The organism is Marinomonas colpomeniae, from assembly GCF_014803385.1.
Lineage (GTDB): Bacteria > Pseudomonadota > Gammaproteobacteria > Pseudomonadales > Marinomonadaceae > Marinomonas > Marinomonas colpomeniae.
The window spans coordinates 479,783-505,218 of the sequence record NZ_JACYFC010000001.1; the positions used below are offsets into that span (position 1 = coordinate 479,783).

A 25,436-nucleotide genomic window follows, 5' to 3' on the forward strand; every position below is an offset into this window, starting at 1 on the left:
ATTGTTATGCAGCCTAAAGTTCTGGCGACAAAATTCCTTTTAAGTTTTTAAAACAGGTTTTTGATGCTGTAGAAATAAGGTCTTCCATATAAGCATTGTTCCGTTGATCCTTCCGAATCGCCAAATACAGTTTGCACCAAATACCTTCTTCTCCTAACGATTTAGTAATCACATATTGTCGATTTGTATATTCCGTAAGAGCCCAGTTAGGCAGGCAGCAAACACCGCGACCGCTTGCGACCAACTGCATCATCATCAGAGTTAATTCGCTATGACGTATCTTAGCTGGCGACACATCTGCTGGATTTAAGAAGTGCTTAAATATATCCAAACGTTCGGTTTCAACAGGGTAAATAATGAGCGTTTCTTTTTTAAAATCATCTGGTGTTAAAAATTCTTTCTTTGCTAAATGATGATGTCGAGATAAAGCTACTTGAGATTCATATTGGAATAAGGGAATGTATTCAATGTTTGGAATATCTTGTGGGTCTGAAGTAACGACAAGGTCTAAATCCCCACGGGCTAGTGCTGGTAAAGGCATAAAGCCAAAAGCAGTAGAGAGATCTAGTTCAACGTCTGGCCAATGTTCACGGAAATGATCAATGGTTGGCATCAACCATTCATAACAGCTGTGGCATTCGATAGCGATGTGCAGTCGACCGCTTTCCCCTTCAGCGAAGCGTTGTATGTCTCTTTGTGCAGACCGAAACGAAAGAAGCACATCATCTGCGAGTTGCAATAATCGTAGTCCTGCACTGGTGAAGCGAACTGGCTTAGTTTTTCGAATAAAAAGAAGGCATCCTAGCTTTTCTTCAAGGTCTTTTAGCTGATGAGATAGTGCGGATTGGGTTAGATGAACTCGTTCTGCAGCTTCAACCAGACTGCCTGTTTCTCTTAGGGCAGACAGTGTTTTTAAATGTCTAACTTCAATTATACTCATGATATTTCACATTAAATGAATGGTTTTCAACGACTTGAGTGTAAAAAAGGCCTATTGGAGAAATACTCAAAACAGGCCTAATCACTTGTTGTATCAATTACACAGCAAAAACTCTAGTAATGCTTTTTGTGCATGTAAACGGTTTTCCGCTTCATCCCAAACAACAGAATCTGCTTTATCCATTACATTAGCAGAGACTTCCTCGCCACGGTGGGCTGGAAGGCAATGCATAAATAATGCGTCGGAATTCGCTTCTGCCATTAATGCTGTATTTACTTGAAATCCATCAAAATCCTTTACGCGTTGATCTTGCTCGTCTTCTTGTCCCATGGAAGCAAATACATCGGTAACAATTAAATCGGCATTTTTCGCAGCTTCATGAGCATCGTGTAAGACAGTAACACGATCTTTATGTTCTGCAACGAGCTCTGCGTTCGGCTCGTAACCAACAGGGCAAGCTACAACAAGTTGAAAATCGAGTAGTGCAGCTGCATTGATATAGGAGTTGCACATGTTATTGCCATCACCAACCCAAACGACTTTTTTACCTTCAATAGAGCCGCGATGCTCTTGAAAAGTTTGCATGTCAGCAAGTAATTGGCATGGATGGTAATCATCTGTTAATGCATTAATCACAGGTACAGAAGAATATTTAGCGAAAGTCTCAACGGTTTCATGATCAAATGTTCGGATCATTACGGCATCAACCATACTAGATATAACGCGAGCGCTATCCTCTACAGGTTCGCCGCGGCCAAGTTGAGTGTCGCGAGAAGAAAGAAAAAGTGCGTGACCACCAAATTGAGCCATGCCCGCTTCAAAAGAAACGCGAGTACGTGTCGATGACTTTTCAAAAATCATCGCTAAAACACGTCCGGTTAACGGTTGAAATAGTGTGCCTTCTCGATGAATTTTCTTAAGCTCAGACGCTCGTATTAATAACTGTTTTAACTCATCGGAAGATAGATCTTTCAGAGTAAGAAAATGTCTTGGCGACACGCTAGAGCTCCTTAATTGTCTTTTGAAAAGGGAATCGACCAATTTAATACACTCAGGTAAGCGAGTAAAGGGTAATTAACAATAGAAAGAGCAAAGGAAAGCGTCTTTTTGGGGTTGTAAATGCACCACCAGACCCAATAAACTGATGCAAGTTTAATGAATTTAATAGTCGTGAGTTTTATGGTGGCGTTGTTGACGCACTTTTTACGATAGTCGGCGCAATCCAATAACGAGGTTTTTTAACATGAGTAATACAATCGAAACAATTAAAGAACAAATTAATAGCAACGATATTTTGCTTTATATGAAGGGTAATCCTCGTGCGCCACAGTGTGGTTTTTCCTCTCAAGCGGTTCAGGCTCTTATGGCCTGTGGAGAGCGCTTCGCTTTCGTTAATATTTTGGACAACCCAGATATTCGTGCCGAGCTACCTAAATTTGCTAACTGGCCAACTTTTCCCCAGCTTTGGATCAAAGGCGAGTTAGTAGGTGGTTGCGATATTATTGTTGAGATGGCGGGTAATGGCGAGCTACAAACGTTAATTACAGCCGCTGTTGGAACGACAGAAGAATAAGTTTTATAATTTAATTTATAGAGCATTAGCTTTTAAAAAACGCGTATTACCTAATAGTAATACGCGTTTTTTGTTATTTACTTTTAGTCGCAAGCTCATTGGCCACATCAATTACCTGTCTTCTAAACCAGATATGACTCGCATCATGATGAAGTAATGGACTCCAAATCATTTTTAGCTCAATTTCGGGAATATTAAATGGTGGGTCTAAAATAACAAGATCAGGATCTCTTTTGTTTATCATGGCGACTTTTTTGGGCAAAGTAGCAATAAGGTCCTGTTCAAGCGCCAAATGCATCGCGGTATGATAGCTGCGTGTAAATACCCGGATACTGCGTTTGTGCTCAAGAGCTTGAAGGGCTTCATCTACCCATCCTAATTTTTGTACATCATTTGGGTCCATACCGACGCCAATACCAAAACCAGTTTTGCTGACCCAAATATGCTGAGCCTTTAGGTAAGCATCAATGTCGAAATGGTTTTTGATTGGGTTTTTGGCGCTCATTACACAAACAAATGTATCGAACCAAACGCTTTTCTGGTGAAAGGATTGTGGAAGTTCTTCAAAGCGATTAATGGCCATATCAATCTTACCCGCTTCCACATCATGAAAAGTCACGTCGCTTGGGGTCATTATATCTAGGGTAATGCCTGGGGCCTGCTCACGTAGTCGATTCAATAATTTTGGAATGACAGTTGAAGTGGCGTAGTCACTAGCCATTATTCTGAAAACACGAGTACTGGTAGTTTCGTTGAAGTCAGCTTCTGGTTGTAATGCTTCTTCTAACTCAAGTAATACTTTTCGAACAATAGGCTGTAAACGAAGAGCTTTTTCTGTTGGTTTCATGCCTTCGCTGGTGCGAACGAGCAGTGGATCGCTTAATAAATCTCGTAATCTTTTTAGTCCATTACTCATAGCGGGTTGAGTAATATTAAGTTTGTTTGCAGAGCGAGTTACATTACATTCTCTCAATAAAACATCGAGATAGATAAGAAGGTTAAGGTCAATTTTATTTATATTCATGTTTGATGAGATTCACACTGTTTATGAATGAATTGTATTTACCCTTCTTTAAAGTATAACGCTTACACTACCAATTCTATAGTGCATAAAAAGTGTACCTGTGTTTGATATTTTTAACCAACGGGTACTGCACGGCACAAGTCGATAAAGTGCTGAGCGTTTTGTGTTAAAGCTGTGTTTTTAGGGGTTACAATCAACAAATTTCGATTTAGCTCAAGGGGCGTTTTATAAAGTCGGATCAAGCCTGAACTAAGTTCTTGAGATATTGCCATTCTAGACAAACAACCTAAGCCCATTTGATGAATCACAGCCTGCTTAACCGCTTCCATATGAGCAAGTGAAAGAGCCACGTTAAGTTGAGGTATTCGTGCTGCGGTTGCTTGCTCTAAAATATTACGAGTGCCAGAGCCAGCTTCACGCATTACCCAGTTGGCTTGTTGCAAGTCTTCCCAAGATAAGTCTTCTGGACGCTCTTCTTCAGTGGAGCCAAACACGACAAGTTCATCTTTTAGCCACACTTGAGTCATCAGCTCTGCGTGCTGGCAATAACCTTCAATGAAGCCGACTTCAGCTTTACCTGTCAATAATTGTTGGATAACACTTTGTGTATTACCTATGTCTAAATTAAAGCGAATATTAGGATGCTGGCGTTTAAAAGTAGACATTTGTTTTGGCAGTAAATAGTTGCCCACACTAACGCTAGCGGCTAAGTGTAAAGATCCACTTAACTCGTTTTCATTCCCCATGCTCTCTATTTGTTCAATCTGACTCAGAACTGCACGAGCTTGGGGCAAAAGGTTTCTGGCTTGGGGTGTTATTTGTAAGCGCTTACCATGACGGCGAAAAAGTGGCCGCCCAAGTAAGGCTTCCAATTCTCGTAAGGCTTGGCTGGCTGCTGGTTGGCTAATAGAAACCATTTCTGCGGCAGCAGTAACCGAACCCGTATGCACAACAGCTTCGAAGATTTGTAATTGTCTAAGTGTAATTCTCATTTGTTCATTGTAGCGCCGTTTTTGTTTTTAGGAGTAGCGTTAATGCTCGCTGAAACCAAAAATAACGGAAGACAAAAACGAAATCTAAGAAAATAGAATAAGAAAAAACATTATGAGTTAGTTTTTGGTTCTTCTGGTACGAAAAATGCTTTAAATTTATCGAGAAACACCGTATAAGGTGCTATCTGTTCGTACGACATACTAGTGCAATTTGTACTATACTGTTCGCACATCGGCTTCCACAAGAAGCGAATGATACAACCTCTGTTATTAACCAAAAGTTAAAACAGCTCTTGTTAAGGACTTATTATGAAAACTACCCATCGTTGGCTTTCTATTGTTGAGGGCTGCTTGCTCGTTGCTTTAGGGTTACATATCTTGAACTCTGCTGGACTACTTATTAGTGGAACTGCGGGTGTTGGTATGATACTCCTCAGAGTCACAGACTTGTCTTTCGGACAGTTATTTTTTCTATTAAATATTCCCTTTTATATATTGGCTTGGTACACGCTAGGTCGAGATTTTACCTTCCGTACTTTTTTCAGTATCAGTTTGTTATCTGCATTATCTGAGTTGATGAATCATTATGTGTCCTTGTCTATTAACCCTATTTTAGCCGCCACGCTAGGCGGTTTGTTAGTTGGCTTTGGGTTGATTATCTTATTTCGTCATAACTCCTCTTTGGGGGGGGTAAACATTCTAGCGGTTTATTTAGAGCGTCGGTTTGATATTCATGCGAGCAAAACCACATTGATTGCGGATATTTGTGTGCTAATTGCTGCCGTCGTGTTTCTTGAGCTGAGTAGTTTGATGTATTCGTTATTTGCCTTCTTACTTTTAAGCTCGGTGGTTGGGCGTTATCACCGTCCACCAAAATGGGCGCAAATACCTGTTATAGAAATAAAGCGCTAATATTGGTTTTATTCAACATTACCTGAGTCCTTTGCGTTTGACACTGTAATGGGGCAAGGATAAGGTCAAACAAGACAAAACATAGGGAGAACGCCTACAATAGAAGGCTCGTTTTCCCTTTTTGACCTTAACATATGACACAGGTAGTTTCATGACTCGTCTCGCCCATAACAACTTTCCTTTTACTGCGGTAGCTGGGCAAGACACGCTTAAATTAGCACTAATTCTATGTGCAATTAATCCACATATTGGCGGTGTTCTTATTAGTGGCCCGCGAGGGTCTGCTAAATCTACTTTGGCTCGTGGCTTATCTGGTGTTATGCCAGCGCTAGACAATGAAAAACTGGCTCCTTTTGCGACACTACCTCTTGGCGCGAGTGAAGACCGTCTAATTGGCGCGTTGGATCTAGAACAAGTATTACAAGACAAGAGTGTCGCGTTTAAGCCCGGTTTATTGGATAAAGCTCATGGTGGCGTATTGTATGTAGATGAAGTGAATTTACTCTCTGATCACCTTGTCGATAAGCTATTAGACGTAGCTGCTAGTGGTGTTAACCGTATTGAGCGTGATGGCATTAGCCACGAACATGAGTCTCGTTTTTTATTGATTGGTACCATGAACCCAGATGAAGGGGAGTTGCGTCCGCAGTTACAAGATCGTTTTGGCCTAATGGTCGAATTAGGTAATCAATACAGCCTTGAGGAACGCGTACAAATAGTAAGACTTAGAGACGAATTCGATCAAGATTCAAAATCCTTTTGTGATGCCTTCAAGTATAAACAACGTAATCTAAAAAATAGTATTCGATTAGCTCGTCAAGGGTTGAGCAAGGTGCGTTGTTCTGATGAACTAAGAATGGAGGTCGCGAGACATTGTCAACAAGCCAATGTTGACGGTGTGCGAGGTGATATTGTTTGGGTTCGTGCTGCAATGGCGCATGCTGCTTGGCGAGGTGTTGAACACGTAACATTAGAAGATATCAATGCGGTTGCAGAGCTTGTATTAGCACATCGTCGACAAGCGCCATCTGCTAACTCACAGCAACCTGAACAGCTGCCTTCGCGTCGTCCCCAAGAACCAAATCAAGATAATCACAATCAGCCAGATACTAAACCTGACAATAACACTCCGTCAGAAAGTGGAAAAAAGCAAAGTAGTGATGGCGATTGGGGAAGCATGACACCGCAAACTCAACCCAACAGCGCACCAATAGAAATATCTATCCAAAGTAAGATAAACCAAAATAGCCCCCCAGCGTCATCAGCTGAGGGAATCAGCGAGGTGGCGCCGGGAAAGTCTAAAGGTAAGCACCGGGATGGCTATCGACCTGATGCTAATCAAACTGGAAACGGCATAGACTGGTTTCGAAGTATCACACGTCAGCCACAAGAGTGGCCGCCGAAAGAACTCACTCACAAAATGGAAAAGACAGGTCAAGCGGCATTGCATTTGGTGTTGCTAGATACGTCGGCATCGACACTTAGCCAAGGCGTTTTCGTGAAAGCCAAAGGCGTGATTTTAGACATTGCTCATCGTGCGTATTTAGCTCGTGAACAAATCGCTATTTTGGGTTTTGGGCAAGATGGAGTCTCGTCTATTCTACCTAGAGTTCGTGCTCCGAAAGAAATTGCGCAGCTATTAGGAAATCTAGGTGCGGGTGGTGGAACACCTTTTCGAATTGCGATTGAAAACGCAGGTCAATATTTGATGCAACAACATCAAGTGAATCATGGTTTATACAGCCAAACTTACATATTGACCGATGGCCGCACGCAAGCCGATGTGTCGGGCCTTTCTCTACAAGGTAATACGGTATTGATTGACACAGAAAATTCACAAGTTAAACGTGGCCGAGGCCAGAGTATTGCCCAAGATTTAGGGGCTCAATACGTATTATTGAATTCTATTTTAGAGACTGCTTTATGACTACTTCTGCTGCTTATAGTCCTGTTAGCTGCCCCGCTTTATTTTTGACGGCTCCAGCGTCAAATCAAGGAAAAACAACCATAACGGCTGCCTTAGCGCGTTACTTCACCAATCAAGGTAAAGTCGTTCGAGTATTTAAAACGGGCCCAGACTACCTTGACCCTCAAATTCTTGCTCAAGCATCTAAACAGCCCGTTGAACAGTTAGATATTTGGATGGCAGGTGAAGACTATTGCCAAGACAAGCTTTATCAAGCCGCACAAGACGCTGATTTAATCTTAGTTGAAGGGGCAATGGGCATGTTTGATGGTGATCCATCCAGCGCCGATTTAGCCGCACGCTTTGGCATCCCAATGGCGATTGTCATGGACGTAAAAGGTATGGCGCAGACTGCTGCCGCATTGGCGACAGGATTAGCGAACTTTCGAGAGGATGTAACGGTTTCAGGCCTGATTGCAAACCGTTGTGGCAGTGAGCGACATGCAGAATTGATTCGTGATGCGTTGCCTGAAAGCCTACCTTTACTTGCCACGCTAAAACGTGATGAAGGTATTACCTTGCCAGAACGTCACTTAGGTCTGGTACAAGCGAATGAAGTAAAAGATGAACTTGAAGTACGCTTTGAAGCCGCCGTTGAATGGTTAAAAGAAACAAAGGACAAAGGTTTATTGAGTTTGCCTGACGCAGTTCCTTTTTATCCAGTTGAGTCTTCTGTTATAAACGTCGAAGAAAAAGCGACGGCGTCACTTTTAAAAGGCAAAACGATTGCCATTGCTCAAGATGCGGCGTTTAGTTTTATCTACGATGCCAATATTAAAGCATTAACAAAAATGGGAGCAAAGGTTGTATTTTTCTCACCCTTAAAAGACACCGTTTTGCCATTTGCTGATGCACTTTGGCTTCCAGGTGGTTATCCCGAACTACACGCAAAAGCGCTGTCAGACAACTTGCCAATGCGAGAAGCGATTCAAGCTTTCTACCAAACAGGTAAAGCTATTCTGGCTGAGTGTGGCGGTATGCTTTACAGCTTGGGAGATTTAACCGATTTGAATGACGCTTGTTATCCCATGTTAGGTATTTTAGAAGGTCAGGGCACAATGCGTGGTAAACGTGGTTGCCAAGGTATGCAAACGGTAGTAATTCCTCAAGGAGAAATTCGCGGTCACGCTCATCATCGTTCACGGAGTGCGAATACCCCTGAGCCTGTTGGACATGGCCGCCGTCAGCGTCACCCCGCTCCTGGCGAGGCTATCTATCAACAGAAAGGCTTAACTGCGAGCTACCTGCATTTGTTCTTTCCATCTAACTTAGAAGCCACTGCCAAGCTTTTTTTAGGCAAAAACAACTCTTCTTTAGACGGAAATGTCACTCATTTGAGTTCGAGTAAATAGCCATGTGGCCAGAAAGTACTGAATCACCGGCACCATTACGGTCAGGGCTAACTACCGGAACCTGCGCAACGGCTTGTTGCGTGGCGGCGGCTCAAGTACTTTTTACTCAGAAACAAGATGACACTGTTAGCGTTACTTTACCGAAAGGCAAGGTAGTCGATTTACCCATTATCGAATACAGCATAATTCTAAATGGAATTAGAACCGCGACCATAAAGGACGCAGGTGATGACCCTGATGCAACCCACGGCGCGACTTTATTTGTCGAGTTGCGATTAACGTCAGAAAAAGGGGTTCGCTTTCATGCGGCACAAGGCGTTGGTGTGGTTACTCGAACTGGGTTGTTGCTTGATGTTGGTGAGCCTGCTATTAACCCTGTACCACGTAAAATGATGACAGAACATTTAGAAGGGTTCGCGAAAACGTACGATTACTACGGCGGTTTTGAGGTATCTGTTGGTGTAATAAACGGCGAACAGATTGCGCTAAAAACCATGAACCCTCGTTTGGGTATTCTAGGCGGTTTATCGATTCTAGGAACGACTGGCATAGTTCGTCCGTTTTCTTGTGCGGCTTACATAGCTTCGATACATCAAGGTATCGATGTAGCACGTGCTAATGGCATCACACACATTGCCGCAACGACAGGCAATAGCAGCGAAGATGCAATAAAAAAACATTATGAATTAGACGATATTGCATTGATTGAAATGGGTGACTTTGTTGGTGCCGTTTTGAAGCACGTTAAAAAAGTAGGGCAAACCGATTCGCCTAAACTGATGAAACTTAGTATTTGTGGTGGCTTTGGGAAAATCAGTAAATTGTCTCAAGGTAATATGGATTTAAACAGTCGAGCATCCAGTATTGATCTAAATGCGTTGGCGAAACTCGCTGGCTTGTTAGGCGCGAATGATGAATTACAAGATGAAATGACCAATGCTAATACCAGTGTTGAAGCCTTATCATTTGCTCAGCAGCAGAATATTGAATTGGCGGATGCAGTTTGCCAACAAGCTTTAAATTTTGCCAGACAGTACATTCCAAATCATATTGAACTAGAAGTTTGGGCGATTGATCGTAAAGGGTCATTTGTCGGTAAAGCGCTTGATAAAGTACTAAGTAAACCAAAAGGTAACGATTTATGAAAGTGCTCTTGTTAGGCGGAACCGCTGATGCACGACGTTTAGCGGATGCTCTTCATCAAGCGGGTTCTTTTCAGAATAATGTGAGGGTGGTTTACAGCTTGGCGGGTTTAGTTCGTGTGCCAAAAGTAGATTGTGAACTTGTAGTTGGCGGCTTTACTCAATTTGGCGGATTGACCCAGTATTTAAGTGAGAATGGCATTGATGCCATTCTTGATGTGACACACCCTTACGCGCAAACCATGAGCACAAAAGCCGTGCAAGCAAGTAAAGACGTTGGTATTCCATGCTGGCGTTTTCATCGGCCTGCTTGGCAACAAGAATCAGGCGATAATTGGTTAACATATCAAACCGATAATGAATTACTGACAGAACTTGCCAACTATCGTGTGCCGTTATTAAGTGCAGGTCAAATGAGCGAAGCGCTCCTTGAGCTGATTGTAAATTTGCCGAATATAGAACGTGTTGTTTGGCGAACAGCGGTTGCACCTAAGTTTGAGCTTTCACAAGTATTTAAAAAAGTAACATGGGTAAAAGCCATCGGTCCTTTTGTATTAGAAGACGAACGCCAATTACTCATAGAACAAGGTATTGATGTGATCGTTAGTAAAAACAGCGGCGGTTCTGCTACCTATTCTAAATTGGAGGCAGCAAGAGAAATGGCGATTCCCGTATTGTTACATGGCCGACCAGAATTACCTGATGCGGATAAAGAGTTTAGCGACATACAAGATTGTTTAGATGCATTTTTAGCAACCTTCAAACCGACCTTAAAAAACCACCAACAAAAAGACAGCCAACAGTGACTCAAGATACTTCATCAAATAATTCTCATAATGCTGAGAAGCCTTCTTTTGAAAAAAGGCCTCAGGCGATTGAGCAAGACAGTTTTCGCCAAATTCGCGAACTCACCGATTTGTCGAATTTGAGCCAAGATCAACAACAAGTAGTGATGCGTGTTGTTCATAGCCTTGGCTTACCTGATGTAGCAGAGCAGGTTCGATTTAGTGCTAAAGCAACTCAAGCAGGGCGCGAGGCCTTGGCAAGAAACTGCGCTATTCTGTGTGATGTGGAAATGGTGAAACAGGGTGTTACTAAGCGCATGATAGAGCGTGAGCCTTTGTGTTTTTTGAATGATCCACGTACATCAGAATTAGCGAAAGAACAGAGCGAAACTCGATCCATGGCAGCGTTGAGTTTATGGCAAAGCAGCTTAGCTGGCAGCGTGGTACTTATTGGTAATGCGCCAACGGCTTTGTTTCGCTTATTGGAAATGATAGAGCAAGGAGCGCCAAAGCCCGCTTTAATTATCGGTATGCCGGTGGGCTTCGTTGGCGCGGCAGAATCAAAAGACGCCTTATGGAAAGCGCATGAAAAACTCAATATAGAGTGCATTACTTTATTAGGGCGAATGGGCGGTAGCGCCGTTACATCTGCCAGTTGTAATGCCTTATTGCGTTGTAATTTAGGCGAGTACTATTAATGCTAAAAACGACGACAGTGAAAAATATAGCGATGTTAAAAATTCATGTGATTGGACTGGGTGTAAACGAAGAATCTAATCTTGATACGCCTGCTCTAGCTGCTTTAGCTAGTTTGACTGAAAATGACATTGTTCTGGGCTCACCTCGTCAGCATAAGACTATTTCGATTTATTCCAATAACGGAAAGTCTTGCGACTTACCTAAGCTCAAACAGCTTGAAAGTGATTTTTCGACTTGGGAAAAGCAAGGTGCCAAGCAAGTGGTGGTGCTAGCTTCTGGTGATCCCTTGTATTACGGTATTGGGGCTTGGTTAGTACGAACCTTTTCTGCGGAACAACTTTGTTTTTACCCTAATGTTTCTAGCATTCAAGTAGCTTGCCATCGTCTTGGTTTGTCTTTACAAGATGTTCAAGTGGTAAGTCTTCACGGTCGCCCTTTAATGAGTTTACGTCGCTATTTACAAGCTAATCAGACCTTAGTGTTGCTCACAGATCAACACAGTCAGCCACAGAAAGTAGCGCAAGAATGTGTACTTTCTGGGTTAGATAAAAGTGACATTGTGGTTTGTGAGGCCCTAGGTTATGAGCAAGAAAAAGTGCGCTGTTTTACCGCTGATGAGTTAACAAATAGCGAATTAGCTTTCGATCCGCTTAATGTCATTGTCGTGAAAGCTAGCCATCAACACAGTTTTTACCCGAAGGCACCGGGCATTCCAGATGTTTCTTTTGTCACTGACAAAGGCAATGGTAAAGGTATGATTACTAAGCGAGAAGTGCGCTTGGCTATTTTGTCTTATATGAACATAAATAACGGAGATACGGTTTGGGACATTGGCGCTGGTTGCGGCGGCGTGAGCGTTGAATTGGCCTATTGGCATCCACATAGCCGTATTCTTGCTATCGAACATCATCCTGAACGTCTAGCTTGCTTAACAGCAAATCAAGAGCGTTTTGGCGTCGTACAAAATTTGTCTATTGTGGCTGGTAGAGCGCCAGATGTGCTGGTGGATTTACTATCGCAAGGCGGTGTGCCTGACAAAGTTTTTATCGGCGGCAGTGATGGTGAGTTGTCAGCTTTGATGGTTAAGATTTGGGACCTGTTGCCTATTAATGGAAGTTTGATGGTTAGTGCCGTAACAGAAGACACTAAATACCAAATCATTCAATTCGCTCAACAGCGAGAAGCCGCACAGGGTGTGGAAGAGCAAAGTTTTCAAATTTCAATATCAAAAGGCGAGCGTCTTGCAGGCCAGCGTTTGTATCGACCTAGCCTTCCAGTGACACTTTTTCATTTTACTAAAACAGCATTGAATTCACAGACTAAGGACAACGCATCATGAGCGTGGCAGAAAACATAGTCTTAGAAGGTATAGCCCCACACGGCCGATTCATTGGCGTGGGTGTTGGTCCTGGTGATCCAGAACTTATTACGTTAAAAGCTTTAAGAATGATTCAGAGCGCAAGTGTGGTGAGTTATTTGGCGAACGCTGAAGGTGGTTCACAAGCGAAAACGATTGCTAGTGAAGCCTTTGCTGGCATAACACATGAACAACGTGAAATAGCGATTGTAATGCCTATGTCGACGGATCGATCCTTGGCAAACGAAGCTTATGATCAAGGTGCAAAATCCATTGCTGATGAGTTACGCCAAGGTAAAGATGTGGTGTTTTTATGTGAAGGTGATCCGTTATTTTTTGGCTCTTTTGCATATTTATTAGAACGTTTAGAAGAGGAATTCAAATGCCAAGTGGTTCCAGGTATCTCTTCTATTAATGCAGCATCGTCCGCGTTGAATCATCCGTTAACAGTATTAAAAGAATCTTTCGCTGTCGTCAGCGGCCGCCATTCTGCTGCGCAAATTGATACAGCGTTAGAGCATCATGACAGCGTGGTGATTATGAAAGCAGGGCGCGCGCGTCCTCGTATTCTAATGGCTTTACGTAAAACTAATCGTATGCAAGATGCTAAGTATCTTGAATATATAGGTCGAGATAATGAACGTATTGTTCAAGATGTGTCGACCTTAGAGGACAAAGCAGGCCCGTATTTTTCTCTGTTTGTTGTGACGAAAAGCGAGCGAGGTACACGTTGATACGCATTATTGCGCTAACTCCCGCAGGTAAAAAACTAGGTGAGCGCTTAGTAATGAGTTGGCCTAACGCTAGCTTAGATTATAAACCTAAACCTTTTGCCGTATTGGTACAGCGTGCTTTTCAGCAAGGAGATTGGTTAGTATTTATCTGCGCCACTGGCATCGTCATTCGAACCCTAGCGCCGGTTATTCAAGATAAGTTTCAAGACCCGCCAGTGTTAGTTTTAGACGAAGAAGGTAAGTTTGTGATTCCGCTTTTATCGGGTCACGAAGGCGGTGCAAATGAATGGGGCGCACAAGTGGCAAACCAGCTTGGTGCGCAGCTTGTTATGACTACCGCGAAACCTTACCTGAATCCTATTTATACTTTGGGAATGGGCTGCGAACGGAATTGTCCGTTAGAGTTTCTTGAAAGCCTGATGTGGGAAGCTCTTAAGCAAAAAGGCTTAACGCCAAGCGATATTCATTCTTTAAACAGCATCGACATCAAAGCCGACGAAACCAACTTGATTGCACTGGCTCAAAAATACCACTGGGACTTCAATACTTACAGCGCCCAAGAGCTCGCACCAATGGAATCACTACTCAGTACAAAGTCTGACTACGTCTTCAAAACGGTTGGCGTCTATGGCGTCGCAGAATCTGCGGCCTTGCTTGCTGCACAAAATGAAACAGGATCAGAACCTGAGCTCACACTGAATAAAATTAAGAATGCTAAAGCGACAATTGCGATTGCGAGAGGGTTCAGTTCTTGAAAGGTACTGTGTTAACGATTAATCGTGTTTAAAAAAGAAGCACCTGTATGGAGCTTCTTTTTTAATTAGTACTGTCTTTTTTTGCTAGGTTTTATTCTTAGAAATTATTAAACGATCTTAAATTGGCTAAGTAGCTGCTTTTGATGAGAAGCCAGTTGCGATAAGCCTTCACTGTCTTTTTCGCTCTGATCCGACCCTGTTGCTGCTTGCTCAGACATTTCAGATATGTCTTGAATGTTTTGTCTGATCTCTTGCGCAACTGCAGATTGTTCTTCTGCAGCGGTGGCGATTTGAGTACTCAAGTCTCGAATCTCCGTCATGTTGTGCTGCAGCTCGGTTAAAGACGCGCCGACTAGGCGTGCTTCTTCTACACTTGCATTCGCACTGGTATGGCTTTCGCTCATGCTGCCAACAGTTTTTGTGACACCTTGCTGTAACTGAACGATAACTCGTTGAATATCTTCTGTTGAGCTTTGAGTCCGAGTGGCCAGTGTGCGAACTTCGTCGGCGACCACGGCAAACCCTCGGCCTTGCTCACCTGCACGAGCGGCTTCAATAGCAGCATTCAATGCTAATAAATTCGTTTGTTCTGCTATTTGTTGAATAACATCTAAGATGTTGCCGATGTCTTTTGAATATTCATCTAGTTGATTAACAACCAAGGTAGATTCTTCAATTTTGGCGAGTAGATGTTCATTTTTTTGAATATTTGCATCCATCTGAGCTCGACTTTTGGTGGCGCCTTGGTCAACAGATTGGATTTGATGAAGGATGATTTCGGAGCTTTTGGCAACTTGCTCTACGGTTGTCGTCATCTCATTCATTGAAGAGGCGACTTCTGTTGTACGCTGGTTTTGTGCACTCATCAAGCGTTTAGAGTCACCTGCTAGGCGTACATTACTGTCTGCAGAATTAGCTACTTTGTTAGAAGAGAGATCAATGTCTTTCATTACGGCTTGAAGTTTTGACACCAACTCATTCACCCAACGTGATAGTTCACCAAATTCGTCTTGGGTATTTACTTTACTTCGTTTAGTGAAGTCACCATTTGAAATTTTGCCTAATACATCCATGACTTCTTTCAGAGGGTTTTTAATGCTTCGGCTCACCCATAAGGCAACAAGGACAGCAATCACAATAGAGACAATCAATACAATCGTAATAATGAAAATGGATAGCGATGCCGCAGTACTTGCTTCTGATTTTGCGCTTTCACCCATGAGTTTCGTTTCAGACAGTAGTTGTTCCACTTCTGCGTTTATTTTGTCCATACTTGCTGACAAGTTTTTGGCTAGAATTTCAGACTCTTGCTCTAAAACAATACTTTCATAATGTTTAGTAATAACGCCATCATCAGACAAAATGGCGGTTTCTAATTCTTCTATCAAACTGTCTATATTCTCATCTGTAAGGAGAGCTTGTTTCTCTTTCACCCCTTCAAAAGTGGCAGACATACTGTCACGTAAGGCTTGCATACCTTTCAAATTTTGGGATTCAAAATAGTCAACAACTGATGTTTGTATGTTTTGTATGCTATTTCGTATGTACGATGCTGAAGATCCAGTTGCAAAGTCTGCCCCCTCTTCTAATAGCGCTAAATCTTCAGATGCAAAAATGAGTGAATTTTTAAGGTAGCCTTTTTCGTCAGCAACTAGGAGTTGTAGATCTAACATTTTTTTATAGTTAGAGAAGGCCATATCGGTATAAGTGAAAAAGCTGTCTGCTTCTTTATTGATGTTGCGTAAAGCGTCATTCATTATATCGACTTTTTCAAGCTGGCTTTCTAATACGTCAGAAACATCAATATACCCTTGTTTGTAAGACTGAAAGCGTTGAGATAATCCCTCTAATGAATCGGGAGATTTACTTAGTAAGTATTGTAAAACTGCAGCGTTGGCTAAACTCAAGTCGTCTTTAAGTTCGTGGCTGGTAGAAGTGATATCTGCGACTTTTCCAGTAACGATATTCAGTCTGCTTTCTATTTTACTTACTCCCCAAAAGCCAGACGCGGCGATCAGGAAGAGTAATAATAATAAGACACTGAAACCGCATAGAATTCTTTGAATAACCGATAATGACATAGTGACCCCGTGATTTTTATTCGTATTTTTATTTGTATGACTAATTAGAATACAACAATAACTGATAGATTTCATTTTGTCGTACTTTTGTAGCATGGGTAACTATCTGGGAGGGCATTTATGATATTGATCGAGTGCTCAATATCTATCCTATCTGTCTTTTTAAGGTCGCTTTTCTGACATCATATCAGAGATATAATGTCCTTCTAGCTCATGCTTAGTGACTACTCATAGTTCTTTTTGGCTTTAGTTACTTTTTCTAAATAATACTGAGATTCAGAACGAGGGTGGTCGTATCTCAATTTTTGATAAACACTGCTTGAGGAATTTTGGTTCAGTTTTTCCATTGCGACAGTTCTATCTGCATCAAAGGTTTTCAATACATTCCCTGTTCCACCATTGTAAGCGGAGATCATGGAATATTCTTGGCTGACCTTGTTGGTGACTTTTACTAGGTATCGCGTTTGCAAAATATAAAGATACGCACTGCCTATATCTATGTTGCTTTCAGGTTGAAAAAGCGTTGCTTTAGTTGGCTCGTCCGATCTTTTCTTAATTAGGTTATAAACATCTTTGCCTGCGGTAGAGGGAACCACTTGCATTAGACCATAGGCATTGGCTGGGCTAACAGCGTAAGGGTTAAATGCGCTTTCGGTTTCAATAATACCGTAGATTAATGCTGGTTCTAGGTTGTAGCGATTTGCGGCAGCAATTACATAGTCACTGTATTTTTCTTGGCGAAGATGTTCGTGTTGTTCTACTAGGTTGAAGTTAACGGAATAAATTATTTTGCCGTTCTCTTGAGATTTTTGCAGCTTGTTGCTCACTAAATATTCAGCAAAGCGTCCTGCACGCCAAGCGTATTGAACGACTTTTCCATCTTGATCAATGACTTGTGGGTATAAAAAAGGAACACCTTCAGTATTCGGTGCTGTACTGGAAAAGATATCTGTTTTTGTTGGGTCAGCGGTAGTCAGTAGTGTTGTGGTTATGGCATCTTTTAGTGCAGATAAAGGGTCGTTTGTTGCTAGCGTTTCAACTAGTACAGAGCCATTATCAAAATCTACAACCGTTCTAGCTTGGTAGTTGTTAGTGTATTTCACATACCGCTTTTTATCTGGGAGTGTACTGTTGTTGTCACCCCATTTTTTATTTACGTTTTGATCTAGGTTCTCGTATAAGACTTTAATCGCTTTTATATCATTATCAATTAAGCTTTTAGTTATCTTGGCTTGTTGAGCAATAGCTTTTAGGTCGGAGCTACTATTTGCATTTTTTATTTGTTCCGACAATTGCTCTACAGAATCAATGGAATCGAATGAGAAGAAGGATTGGCAACCGCTTAATGTGAGTAATAGAAAACTGATCGGTATGATGGCCGCTTTTTTCATTGTGTTTTTTAGCATTTAATGAGTACTCGTATCAATAAACGACATTCAGGTAGGTGTGGATGTATTGTCGTTAAACACTTTATTGTTAGCTTTAGAAGTTTATGCTGAATAAATTTAGACTGTAAAAGTGAACAACTTTAAATACAGTTAGATTTTAGCTTTCCTTAGCGCATACCTAAATTATATCAGAACAAAAAAGGCGCTTGTGAAAATCTATGATTTTACTGCGCTATTTTTCTGCTTTAAAGCTAGGTATATAAAACGCGTTTTCTTCTACTTACAATGCTAGATATGTTCAATATATTGAACAACAGGCATTAAAACGTTATTCTATTATGCATGTTTCTTGCGTATTTTTGATGTTTACATTACATGGGTAACCATCACTGTTTTTCTTCATAATTATTTTCGAGTACAAAGTTCAAAATGACTAAACTTTCGCTCAGAGCTGTTCTCATCTTTCCTTATATCGCGCTTATTGTCTTTTTGGCTCTCGCTATTGGATTGCTTTCTTATAAAACAGGGCATAGAGCTGTTCAGACTGTATCAAATCATCTTTTAGAAGAAACAGTAAGTCGACTTAGTCAGGCAATAGACAGACATGTTGTTGGTTCAGTCGCGACACTTGAAGCCGCCTTTCCAGCAGGAATGCTTGCCGAAGAGGATATTAAAGATAACCTTGATATCGTTCGTACTCGACTATGGACTGCCTCTTCTTTGTACCTTGATCCTAACAACTATGTTTATTATGGAAATAAAGCTGGTCAGGCTATCGGCCTTTATCGACATTCGGTTGACTCTGGAGAGCTGAGAGTCAAATTTACGCCAGACGAACATCGATCTTTTTATCAAATCGATGGCATTAATGGAGAACCTAAACTCTCATCTATAGAAGAGAAAAATTTTGATCCTAGAGTGAGACCATGGTTTCAGGCAGGTTGGAAAAATCCTGATGATATTTGGACCTCTGTTTATATTGATTTTAGGACTCATAATCTTGTTGCAACAAGAGCGAGACAGGTTCATGGGATAAATCACGAATTTGAAGGTGTTGTCGCGACAGACATGTCTTTGAAGTCACTAAACGATTTTGTTAGTAATCTGAATATTTCTGAAAACGGAATAGCTTTTATCATCGAGCCTGATGGGATGTTAATCGCTTCATCCAGCAGCTCTAATATTCAACAAGATGAAAATGGACTTAACATAAGGGTGACGGCAGATAAAAGTACTGATCCGTTGCTTTCAGATATCTACACCCAGTTGGTTCCTTACCTTTCTGAAAAAATGGATGATTTTGAGCCTGAGACTTTTATTTTTACGGATAATCAGGATAGAGAGATTCATGTTGCTTATAATAAATATGAAGATAATGCCGGATTAAAGTGGATCAATGTGGTTGCTATGCCTAGTGAAGATTTTATGGGCGGCATAAAGCAAAATGTATTCCAGACATTATTGCTAGGGGTTTTTGCAACGACAATTGTGATCATTATAGGATTTAGTATTCTGCAATGGGTTACCAGGGATTTGAAACTTCTATCTAATGCGGTAAGCAAGGTGGGAAGTGGTCATATTGAAAAACCTGTCAATATCCAACGGGAAGATGAAATAGGAGACCTTGCTAAGAATTTTTCTGCCATGCAGCAACGACTACATACAGATTATTTGACGGGCTTACCTAATCGATATGCCTTTGAACAACAGTTAAAAACGACTATAAAGGTGACCGTTGAGCAATGTGTTACGGCGGATACAATTACACCATTTGTTGTGTTGTTTTTTGATATTAATAACTTCAAAAGTATTAATGATATGTTTGGTCACGAAGTAGGTGATCAGGCGTTGAAAGAGTTTGCATCAAGGTTACAGAAGAATATTGGTCAGAATGATTTGGTCGCAAGGTTTGCAGGAGATGAGTTTGTTGTGGCACTCAAAGATGTTCATAACAGTAATGATTTAGAACCTATTCTTTTAAAAATGAAAAAAACCTTTTCTGAATCTTTTGAACCATTAAATTCATCAGAACTGACCTTGAGTAGTGCAATTGGAGTTGCTTATTATCCTGAAGATGGAGTTAATACTGAGCAATTATTGGTTTTAGCAGATAAAAAAATGTATCTTGATAAGGCTGAAATGAAGGCTGAAATGAAGGCTGAGGAGGATATTTCTTAATTTACAATAGCGTTACTTTCTCATCTTGATTTTTCATTAAAACCTAACATTGGATCGTGCCAATGTTAGGTTTTTTTATTTCTTATTATCTATTATGAATAGGCAATTTCATTAAATCGTCATAAGTCACCTTTAGTCTTATATGCAGATTTTTTAACTGTATAAAAAAGACACTCAATTTAAGGGACGATAAATGATGAATAAACTTTGGTTAGTCAGTTTGGTTTCAGTTGGTATTTTATCTGGCTGTGCAAATACAACCTCAACAAGTACTTCTAATTTCGTAGACAGATTTCCGCAGCAGGGCAGTGAATTGCCTTATTCGGTTTTACGTGGAGACTTGATCGATGGGAAAACTAACCAAGCATTTGAAATTCGAAACGGTGGATTTGGTTCTGCAATGACAGGTCATCCAAGCATAAGTAATCAGTTTTATGCTTTAACGGATCGTGGGCCGAATGCTAATCATACTGGAGAGTATGGTAAAGGAAAAAGCTTCCCTGTGGCCTCTTATGTACCTCGTATTGGTTTGTTTGAAGTAGCGTCAAATGGTGAAATTAATCTAGTAAAAAGTATTTTCTTAAAACGTCCAAGTGGAAGCCTTATTTCAGGTTTACCCAATACCTCCGCTTTGGGCGGTACAGGCGAAACACCGTATCATGCAAACGGTAAACCTGTATTGGTAGATGACAGCAAGCCTTACAATAAGGATTCTAATCCAATTAAACTGGATGATTACGGTTTGGATGGCGAAGGTTTAGTCGCCTTAAAAGACGGTACGTTTTGGGTGAGTGATGAATATGGTCCACACATGGTTCATTTTGATAAGAATGGCGTAGAAATTGGTCGAATTAACGCGTTTAAAGAAGACGGCCGAACTGAGTTCAATCTACCTGCCGTGTTTCAGCATCGTCGTGCTAACCGTGGAATGGAAGGCTTAGCAATGACACCTGATGAAACTACCTTGGTTGGCATCATGCAGTCTACTATGGCAAATCCGAATAAAGCAGCACAAAAAAGCGATATTACTCGTATTGTTACTGTGAATGTAATCAATGGTGAAACTGAGCAATACTTATATCGTCAAGAGAAGGCTGAAAATGCTAACTCTGAAATTTCAACATTAACGACTAATAAGTTTTTAGTGATTGAACGTGATGGTAGCTTCTTGTTTGGTGGACCTAAAAAAGCCAATCCGAATGCACAAAAGCAAGTGTACAGAATCGATTTGACGACAGGTACTCGATTGTCGGATATAGCTGAGACTCAGTCGGTTACTCGTGATGAAAGCCATGGCTTGATGATCGAGGGTTTGACGTTGGAGCAATACGTTGTGAAAAACGGTTGGGATGCTCTAGCTAAAAAAGGCATTCAACCTGTTAACAAAACCTTAGTTATCGATATGGTAAAAGAGGTCGCTTACCCACACGATAAAATGGAAGGCCTGTGGATCATTGATGAACATCATTTAGGTGTTTTGAACGATGATGATTTTGCAACTTGGTCGACCAAAGGCAAACTTGAGCAGAAATACCTTGATGCTAATACAGTTGATTCAAACCAACTGTATATTATTGAGGCGGATCTGATGGGGCAATAGTCTTTTACTGCAGTAATAAACATAAAAAAGAGCGCTTTTTAAAGCGCTCTTTTTTTGTTCTGATTTTTCTTATTCATCATGATCTGAAGAAGGAGTATGAATTAATAGATTTATCTTATTGGACCTATTTAAACTATCGATTTATATAATTAGATTAATTTTATTAATATACAAATATTGCAATCAACAGATAAACAAAACCGATAGGAATGAAAATATGGGCAATTTTATGGCTGTTATGAACAATCACATTGCTGAAGCAATCGATACAAACAAAGCGCCTAAGCAAGAGCGCTGTAATTATCAAGATAATTACTATGGAGATAGGATCTGCAAGGTGCCAACAAAAGGCAATAAGAGAAAAAAATCATAGATTAAAACTGAAGTGAAAAACCCTTTACGATTTATGCGTAAAGGGTTTTTTCTTAATTGATGATTCTTTTTCTAAAGCTAAGAAGGGACTTAAATACAGAAATAAGCATGAGTAACGCTAATATTGCTGCACTAGATAAGGTTAACCAACTTGGTAATAACGGATGCTCTGGGCCGATTTGTGGCACCACACTAATGTTAAACCGCATTACACTCCAATCGACCAGATAACCACTTAATAATGCGACGCCAATGACACCGGTTAAATAGCTTAATAAGGCTCTTTTGCCTAACTCCTTACCAACAACACCAAGAGTTGCTATGTTGGTTGCTGGCCCTGCCAGCATAAACACCAATACTACACCAGGCGAAACACCAGCGAGCAATAGTCCTGCAGCGATTGGTGTGGAAGCCGTTGCACATATATACATCGGGATAGAAATTAGTACCATCACCAACATGGCTAAAATGCCATTCCCCCATTGAGCTAAGAAACTATCTGGTAAGTAAGCTTGTACTAACGCAGCGAAGCTCAATCCAACTAATAACCAAAGTGCTATATCGTCAATTAAATTTGTGGCTGAATATTTTAATCCTTGGCGTATTTTGGTTAATGTTTCTTTATTTTTATCGATATTTTTTTCTAAATTTTCGTCTCTATTTTTATTTTTCTCACAGCAAGATGGCTTAGATATTAGCTCTTTTTTAGATGAGCAGCAGTTTGATGTTTGTAGATATTTCTCTTCCTCGTCTTTTTCTCTTTTTTCTTCACGGTCTTCATCTTTACCAACTAATACTCCAGCGACAATCGCACTGAATATGGCGGCGATAGGTCTCACTATGGTCATGAAAGGACCTAACAGCACATATGACACAGATATTGAATCTATTCCTGTCTCAGGTGTTGAGACCAAAAAAGAAGTTGTGGCGGCTTTTGATGCACCCGCCCGACGCAATCCGATGGCTGCAGGAATAACGCCGCAAGAGCAGAGCGGAAGTGGCGCACCAATTAATGCCGCTTTGACGGTGGTTTTTATACCGTGACCGCCTAATTGCTTGTTCATCCATGTCATAGGAATAAAGACCTTTAATATGCCTGCGATGACTAGACCAAGTAAAAGCCAAGGCGCGGAATCTAGAAAAAGCTCATATAAGTGTACTAAAAAGTTCATATTATTTTCCTCCTTGTTTATGGTGGCGTTCATGGCGAACATCGTCGGTATCTGATTCGAGTGCTTCTAAAATGGTGCAATGTTCAGCACTTATTGAACTACCGCAGCAAGCATCGGAGAGGCGTTTAAGGGACGTATGAAAGCGGCTTAGTTCGGCAAGTTTTTTCTCGACAGCATTTAACTTTATATCGACTAGTATTTTTACATCGGCACAGGCTTTATCAGCCTTATTTATTTCAATGGAAAGCAGTTCTTTAATCTCGGCTAGAGTGAACCCGACGTCTTTTGCTCGCAGAATAAATTGCAGGATTTCTCTGTCGCCTTCTGTATAAAGACGGTAGCCAGATTCAGTTCGACTAGAAGGGCAAAGGAGACCATTTTTCTCATAAAAGCGTAGGGTGTCGTTGTTGATATGACATGCTTTTGCTAGTTCACCTATTCTATACATACTGTTGCCTTTTGATCGTGACCTTTGAAATTAGGTTCAGTATAAACCTTGGAGGTAGGTCACAGGTCAAGGTTTCTATTATGTTAAAATAGGTTTACAGCTTGAAAGGGATGTTTTGTAATAGTTTCATCGATTTATTATTTTTATTGTGTGATTTTCTAGGGTGTTTTTTGATGCTGCGTTGTACTTATTTTATATTGTCTGTTGTTTTATTGTCGGGGTGTATTTCCTCCGAAGACGGCATTACCAATCGAACTCTTGATTCTTTCCGAGGAGAATCAGCTTGCTACAATCGAGAGATTGAACCTTTCACTGCAGTCGTTGATACGCATTTACACTATCGACCTTTTAACGGTAAGGCGATTCCTTTTGATGAGATGAATGCCTATTTGTCTAAAACCAGCGTGCGCTTTGTTAATGTTTACGGTATTGGCCAAATGCTGCCTGTTAATTCGTCTTGCTCTAATTACTTAAAATGCCCAGGTATTCCGGTTTTACCAACAACACGAAATGATTTTGTGAATGCCGAAAATATGGTGACATCTGCGCCTGATAATCTTCACCTTACCTTATCGATGACTTTTGCTGATTTATCGAATCCGAAACCGACGATCGAGCTGATGAAACTTTATGAAAAAAGATACCCAGGTTTGTTTCATTGGATGGGAGAAGTGAATTTGGTTAAGCAGGCACAGTTTAATAATCACCATGTTGCTGCTAGTTATCAGAACATCGAGCAATGGAATGATTTTATGGCAGAGCTTCGGGCAAGAAATTACCCAATTACTATTCATTCCGATATAGGTAATGATAAGTCACCAACTTTATATTTGCCTTTAATGGAGCGGGCGTTAGCACGTTATCCAGATAATAAAATTGTATGGGCTCATTTGGGGATGTCACGAGAACAAACTAAGATGAAGGCTTCTGATCATATCGCCATTTTGTCACGACTGTTGGATGCTCACTCTAATTTGATGTTGGATATTTCATGGCGAATTTTAGACGATTATTATTTTAGTCAGTCTAATAACCAAGCTAAATATGTTGCCTTTTTGAATCAATATTCGACGCGTATTTTGCCCGGTTCTGACTTCGTAGCGTTCCGAAATAATACCTACAAGGTTTATCAAGACGAGCTGAATATTACTGGTCGTATACATAAATACCTTGATGATAATGCCTTTCGTAATATTGTCTTGGGTGAGAACTATTTCAAATTATTAAATCTAGATTATCAAGCGCCTGCAATTTGTTCATCAAACGAATAAAGCCGTTTTTGTGTTCGTCTAAGTGGTATCCTGTGACGTATGAATATTAAATTAAATAATATATTAGAACCAGAAGTAGCATGTTCTAATTGCCAAGCGTCTTGTTGTCGTATGGAAGTAATGATCATCACTGACACTGGCGTGCCAGAAGAGCATATTCAAGTAGATGAATGGGGTGGTGAAACCATGCTTAGATTGGATGATGGTTGGTGCTCAGCCGTTGATAGAGAAACGTACTTTTGTACTATTTACGAGAATCGCCCTTGGATTTGTCGTGAATTTGAAATGGGTTCTTATGAATGCCAAGATGAATTCGAGAAGGCTTAAGAATGAAAACACCCATAATCGCCATGACGATAGGTTTTAACGCAGACTATTCACAAAGCGAGCCAAGTGTTGATGATATTCAGACATTATCTGGTGTGGTGTTGTTGGAATTTGGTGCGCCCTGGTGTGGTCATTGTCAGGCTGCACATTCTTCAATTAAAGAGGCAATGAAAGACCATGCTGAACTGGCTCATATCAAAATATTTGATGGTAAAGGGAAGCGACTGGGCCGACAGTTTGGTGTAAAACTTTGGCCAACCTTAATTGTTTTAGTAAATGGGCAAGAAGTTGAGCGTGCTATCCGTATTACTTCAGTAGATGAAGTACGTTCTTTACTAGTTTATTAATATGTTTATCTAAAATGTTTT

24 protein-coding genes are annotated in these 25,436 nt (G+C 40.8%); 16 read left to right on the forward strand and 8 right to left on the reverse strand.

Features of this window, described 5'->3' with window-relative positions; genetic code table 11:
- Positions 1–13: 13 nt before the first annotated feature.
- Both IF202_RS02340 and argF read right to left on the reverse strand, forming a co-directional pair.
- Positions 14–940, reverse strand: a complete 927-nt coding sequence (locus tag IF202_RS02340) for a LysR family transcriptional regulator (RefSeq protein WP_206705345.1) — start codon at positions 938–940, stop codon at positions 14–16.
- A 93-nt stretch (positions 941–1,033) separates the two neighbouring features.
- Positions 1,034–1,939: an ornithine carbamoyltransferase gene (argF, locus tag IF202_RS02345; RefSeq protein WP_191593257.1), complete on the reverse strand. Its 906-nt coding sequence runs from the start codon at positions 1,937–1,939 to the stop codon at positions 1,034–1,036.
- A 244-nt stretch (positions 1,940–2,183) separates the two neighbouring features.
- Here argF and grxD point away from each other — a divergent pair, with 244 nt between their 5' ends.
- Positions 2,184–2,513, forward strand: coding sequence for a Grx4 family monothiol glutaredoxin (gene grxD / locus IF202_RS02350; RefSeq protein WP_191593258.1), 330 nt, complete (start codon positions 2,184–2,186; stop codon positions 2,511–2,513).
- Positions 2,514–2,586: 73 nt separating this feature from the next.
- On the opposite strand, the gene IF202_RS02355 is transcribed toward grxD, so the two are convergent.
- Positions 2,587–3,537, reverse strand: coding sequence for a LysR family transcriptional regulator (locus IF202_RS02355; protein ID WP_191593259.1), 951 nt, complete (start codon positions 3,535–3,537; stop codon positions 2,587–2,589).
- A gap of 113 nt (positions 3,538–3,650) precedes the next feature.
- Complete coding sequence (locus IF202_RS02360) at positions 3,651–4,529, reverse strand: LysR substrate-binding domain-containing protein (RefSeq protein WP_191593260.1); 879 nt, start codon at positions 4,527–4,529, stop codon at positions 3,651–3,653.
- 309 nt (positions 4,530–4,838) lie between these two features.
- On the opposite strand from IF202_RS02360, the gene IF202_RS02365 reads away from it, so the two are divergent.
- The 9 genes from IF202_RS02365 to IF202_RS02405 all read left to right on the forward strand — a co-directional run bounded on the left by IF202_RS02365 (position 4,839) and on the right by IF202_RS02405 (position 14,231).
- The gene (locus IF202_RS02365; protein WP_191593261.1) at positions 4,839–5,441 is read left to right on the forward strand and encodes a YitT family protein; all 603 of its coding nucleotides are present in this window, start codon (positions 4,839–4,841) and stop codon (positions 5,439–5,441) included.
- Positions 5,442–5,592: 151 nt separating this feature from the next.
- A complete protein-coding gene (locus IF202_RS02370) occupies positions 5,593–7,368 on the forward strand; it encodes an ATP-binding protein (RefSeq protein ID WP_191593262.1) in 1,776 nt (591 codons plus the stop codon).
- Positions 7,365–8,759: a cobyrinate a,c-diamide synthase gene (locus IF202_RS02375; RefSeq protein ID WP_191593263.1), complete on the forward strand. Its 1,395-nt coding sequence runs from the start codon at positions 7,365–7,367 to the stop codon at positions 8,757–8,759. The genes IF202_RS02370 and IF202_RS02375 overlap by 4 nt, the downstream gene beginning before the upstream one ends.
- A 2-nt stretch (positions 8,760–8,761) precedes the next feature.
- A complete protein-coding gene (locus tag IF202_RS02380) occupies positions 8,762–9,904 on the forward strand; it encodes a cobalt-precorrin-5B (C(1))-methyltransferase (protein ID WP_191593264.1) in 1,143 nt (380 codons plus the stop codon).
- Positions 9,901–10,707: a precorrin-6A/cobalt-precorrin-6A reductase gene (locus IF202_RS02385; RefSeq protein WP_191593265.1), complete on the forward strand. Its 807-nt coding sequence runs from the start codon at positions 9,901–9,903 to the stop codon at positions 10,705–10,707. Before IF202_RS02380 ends, IF202_RS02385 begins: the two co-directional genes overlap by 4 nt.
- Positions 10,704–11,384, forward strand: a complete 681-nt coding sequence (locus tag IF202_RS02390) for a precorrin-8X methylmutase (RefSeq protein WP_191593266.1) — start codon at positions 10,704–10,706, stop codon at positions 11,382–11,384. The genes IF202_RS02385 and IF202_RS02390 overlap by 4 nt, the downstream gene beginning before the upstream one ends.
- Complete coding sequence (cbiE, locus tag IF202_RS02395; RefSeq protein ID WP_191593267.1) at positions 11,384–12,724, forward strand: precorrin-6y C5,15-methyltransferase (decarboxylating) subunit CbiE; 1,341 nt, start codon at positions 11,384–11,386, stop codon at positions 12,722–12,724. Before IF202_RS02390 ends, cbiE begins: the two co-directional genes overlap by 1 nt.
- The gene (cobI, locus tag IF202_RS02400; RefSeq protein ID WP_191593268.1) at positions 12,721–13,476 is read left to right on the forward strand and encodes a precorrin-2 C(20)-methyltransferase; all 756 of its coding nucleotides are present in this window, start codon (positions 12,721–12,723) and stop codon (positions 13,474–13,476) included. Before cbiE ends, cobI begins: the two co-directional genes overlap by 4 nt.
- Positions 13,473–14,231 carry a cobalt-precorrin 5A hydrolase gene (locus IF202_RS02405; protein WP_191593269.1) on the forward strand — a complete coding sequence of 253 codons (759 nt, stop codon included), beginning with the start codon at positions 13,473–13,475 and terminating at the stop codon, positions 14,229–14,231. Before cobI ends, IF202_RS02405 begins: the two co-directional genes overlap by 4 nt.
- 107 nt (positions 14,232–14,338) lie before the next feature.
- Here IF202_RS02405 and IF202_RS02410 read toward each other — a convergent pair whose 3' ends face one another.
- Positions 14,339–16,312 (reverse strand): methyl-accepting chemotaxis protein, encoded by a 1,974-nt coding sequence (locus IF202_RS02410; protein ID WP_191593270.1) that lies wholly within the window; start codon positions 16,310–16,312, stop codon positions 14,339–14,341.
- Between the two features lie 224 nt (positions 16,313–16,536).
- Positions 16,537–17,718 (reverse strand): murein transglycosylase domain-containing protein, encoded by a 1,182-nt coding sequence (locus tag IF202_RS02415; protein ID WP_191593271.1) that lies wholly within the window; start codon positions 17,716–17,718, stop codon positions 16,537–16,539.
- Between the two features lie 411 nt (positions 17,719–18,129).
- On the opposite strand from IF202_RS02415, the gene IF202_RS02420 reads away from it, so the two are divergent.
- From IF202_RS02420 to IF202_RS02430, 3 genes are all read left to right on the forward strand, one after another.
- Positions 18,130–19,878: a diguanylate cyclase domain-containing protein gene (locus tag IF202_RS02420; protein WP_191593272.1), complete on the forward strand. Its 1,749-nt coding sequence runs from the start codon at positions 18,130–18,132 to the stop codon at positions 19,876–19,878.
- A 193-nt stretch (positions 19,879–20,071) separates the two neighbouring features.
- Positions 20,072–21,478: an esterase-like activity of phytase family protein gene (locus IF202_RS02425; RefSeq protein WP_191593273.1), complete on the forward strand. Its 1,407-nt coding sequence runs from the start codon at positions 20,072–20,074 to the stop codon at positions 21,476–21,478.
- 217 nt (positions 21,479–21,695) lie between these two features.
- The gene (locus tag IF202_RS02430; RefSeq protein ID WP_191593274.1) at positions 21,696–21,851 is read left to right on the forward strand and encodes a hypothetical protein; all 156 of its coding nucleotides are present in this window, start codon (positions 21,696–21,698) and stop codon (positions 21,849–21,851) included.
- A 52-nt stretch (positions 21,852–21,903) separates the two neighbouring features.
- On the opposite strand, the gene IF202_RS02435 is transcribed toward IF202_RS02430, so the two are convergent.
- Together IF202_RS02435 and zntR are read right to left on the reverse strand one after the other, a co-directional pair.
- Positions 21,904–23,022, reverse strand: a complete 1,119-nt coding sequence (locus tag IF202_RS02435) for an SO_0444 family Cu/Zn efflux transporter (protein ID WP_191593275.1) — start codon at positions 23,020–23,022, stop codon at positions 21,904–21,906.
- A 1-nt stretch (position 23,023) separates the two neighbouring features.
- On the reverse strand, positions 23,024–23,470 hold the full coding sequence (gene zntR / locus IF202_RS02440; protein WP_191593276.1) for a Zn(2+)-responsive transcriptional regulator: 447 nt from the start codon (positions 23,468–23,470) through the stop codon (positions 23,024–23,026).
- Between the two features lie 173 nt (positions 23,471–23,643).
- On the opposite strand from zntR, the gene IF202_RS02445 reads away from it, so the two are divergent.
- The 3 genes from IF202_RS02445 to IF202_RS02455 are packed head-to-tail and all read left to right on the forward strand — an operon-like array spanning position 23,644 to position 25,415.
- Positions 23,644–24,741 carry an amidohydrolase family protein gene (locus IF202_RS02445; protein ID WP_191593277.1) on the forward strand — a complete coding sequence of 366 codons (1,098 nt, stop codon included), beginning with the start codon at positions 23,644–23,646 and terminating at the stop codon, positions 24,739–24,741.
- A gap of 39 nt (positions 24,742–24,780) precedes the next feature.
- The gene (locus IF202_RS02450; RefSeq protein ID WP_191593278.1) at positions 24,781–25,068 is read left to right on the forward strand and encodes a YkgJ family cysteine cluster protein; all 288 of its coding nucleotides are present in this window, start codon (positions 24,781–24,783) and stop codon (positions 25,066–25,068) included.
- A gap of 2 nt (positions 25,069–25,070) precedes the next feature.
- On the forward strand, positions 25,071–25,415 hold the full coding sequence (locus tag IF202_RS02455) for a thioredoxin family protein (protein WP_191593279.1): 345 nt from the start codon (positions 25,071–25,073) through the stop codon (positions 25,413–25,415).
- The last annotated feature ends 21 nt before the right edge of the window (positions 25,416–25,436 follow it).

Excerpts from the sequence above, each read along its gene's own strand:
- IF202_RS02340 (WP_206705345.1), bottom strand. The coding sequence starts at position 940 with ATGAGTATAATTGAAGTTAGACATTTAAAAACACTGTCTGCCCTAAGA.
- grxD (WP_191593258.1), top strand. The coding sequence starts at position 2,184 with ATGAGTAATACAATCGAAACAATTAAAGAACAAATTAATAGCAACGAT.
- IF202_RS02355 (WP_191593259.1), bottom strand. The coding sequence starts at position 3,537 with ATGAATATAAATAAAATTGACCTTAACCTTCTTATCTATCTCGATGTT.
- IF202_RS02360 (WP_191593260.1), bottom strand. The coding sequence starts at position 4,529 with ATGAGAATTACACTTAGACAATTACAAATCTTCGAAGCTGTTGTGCAT.
- IF202_RS02365 (WP_191593261.1), top strand. The coding sequence starts at position 4,839 with ATGAAAACTACCCATCGTTGGCTTTCTATTGTTGAGGGCTGCTTGCTC.
- IF202_RS02370 (WP_191593262.1), top strand. The coding sequence starts at position 5,593 with ATGACTCGTCTCGCCCATAACAACTTTCCTTTTACTGCGGTAGCTGGG.
- IF202_RS02375 (WP_191593263.1), top strand. The coding sequence starts at position 7,365 with ATGACTACTTCTGCTGCTTATAGTCCTGTTAGCTGCCCCGCTTTATTT.
- IF202_RS02380 (WP_191593264.1), top strand. The coding sequence starts at position 8,762 with ATGTGGCCAGAAAGTACTGAATCACCGGCACCATTACGGTCAGGGCTA.
- IF202_RS02385 (WP_191593265.1), top strand. The coding sequence starts at position 9,901 with ATGAAAGTGCTCTTGTTAGGCGGAACCGCTGATGCACGACGTTTAGCG.
- cbiE (WP_191593267.1), top strand. The coding sequence starts at position 11,384 with ATGCTAAAAACGACGACAGTGAAAAATATAGCGATGTTAAAAATTCAT.
- cobI (WP_191593268.1), top strand. The coding sequence starts at position 12,721 with ATGAGCGTGGCAGAAAACATAGTCTTAGAAGGTATAGCCCCACACGGC.
- IF202_RS02410 (WP_191593270.1), bottom strand. The coding sequence starts at position 16,312 with ATGTCATTATCGGTTATTCAAAGAATTCTATGCGGTTTCAGTGTCTTA.
- IF202_RS02415 (WP_191593271.1), bottom strand. The coding sequence starts at position 17,718 with ATGCTAAAAAACACAATGAAAAAAGCGGCCATCATACCGATCAGTTTT.
- IF202_RS02420 (WP_191593272.1), top strand. The coding sequence starts at position 18,130 with ATGACTAAACTTTCGCTCAGAGCTGTTCTCATCTTTCCTTATATCGCG.
- IF202_RS02425 (WP_191593273.1), top strand. The coding sequence starts at position 20,072 with ATGATGAATAAACTTTGGTTAGTCAGTTTGGTTTCAGTTGGTATTTTA.
- IF202_RS02430 (WP_191593274.1), top strand. The coding sequence starts at position 21,696 with ATGGGCAATTTTATGGCTGTTATGAACAATCACATTGCTGAAGCAATC.
- IF202_RS02435 (WP_191593275.1), bottom strand. The coding sequence starts at position 23,022 with ATGAACTTTTTAGTACACTTATATGAGCTTTTTCTAGATTCCGCGCCT.
- zntR (WP_191593276.1), bottom strand. The coding sequence starts at position 23,470 with ATGTATAGAATAGGTGAACTAGCAAAAGCATGTCATATCAACAACGAC.
- IF202_RS02445 (WP_191593277.1), top strand. The coding sequence starts at position 23,644 with ATGCTGCGTTGTACTTATTTTATATTGTCTGTTGTTTTATTGTCGGGG.
- IF202_RS02450 (WP_191593278.1), top strand. The coding sequence starts at position 24,781 with ATGAATATTAAATTAAATAATATATTAGAACCAGAAGTAGCATGTTCT.
- IF202_RS02455 (WP_191593279.1), top strand. The coding sequence starts at position 25,071 with ATGAAAACACCCATAATCGCCATGACGATAGGTTTTAACGCAGACTAT.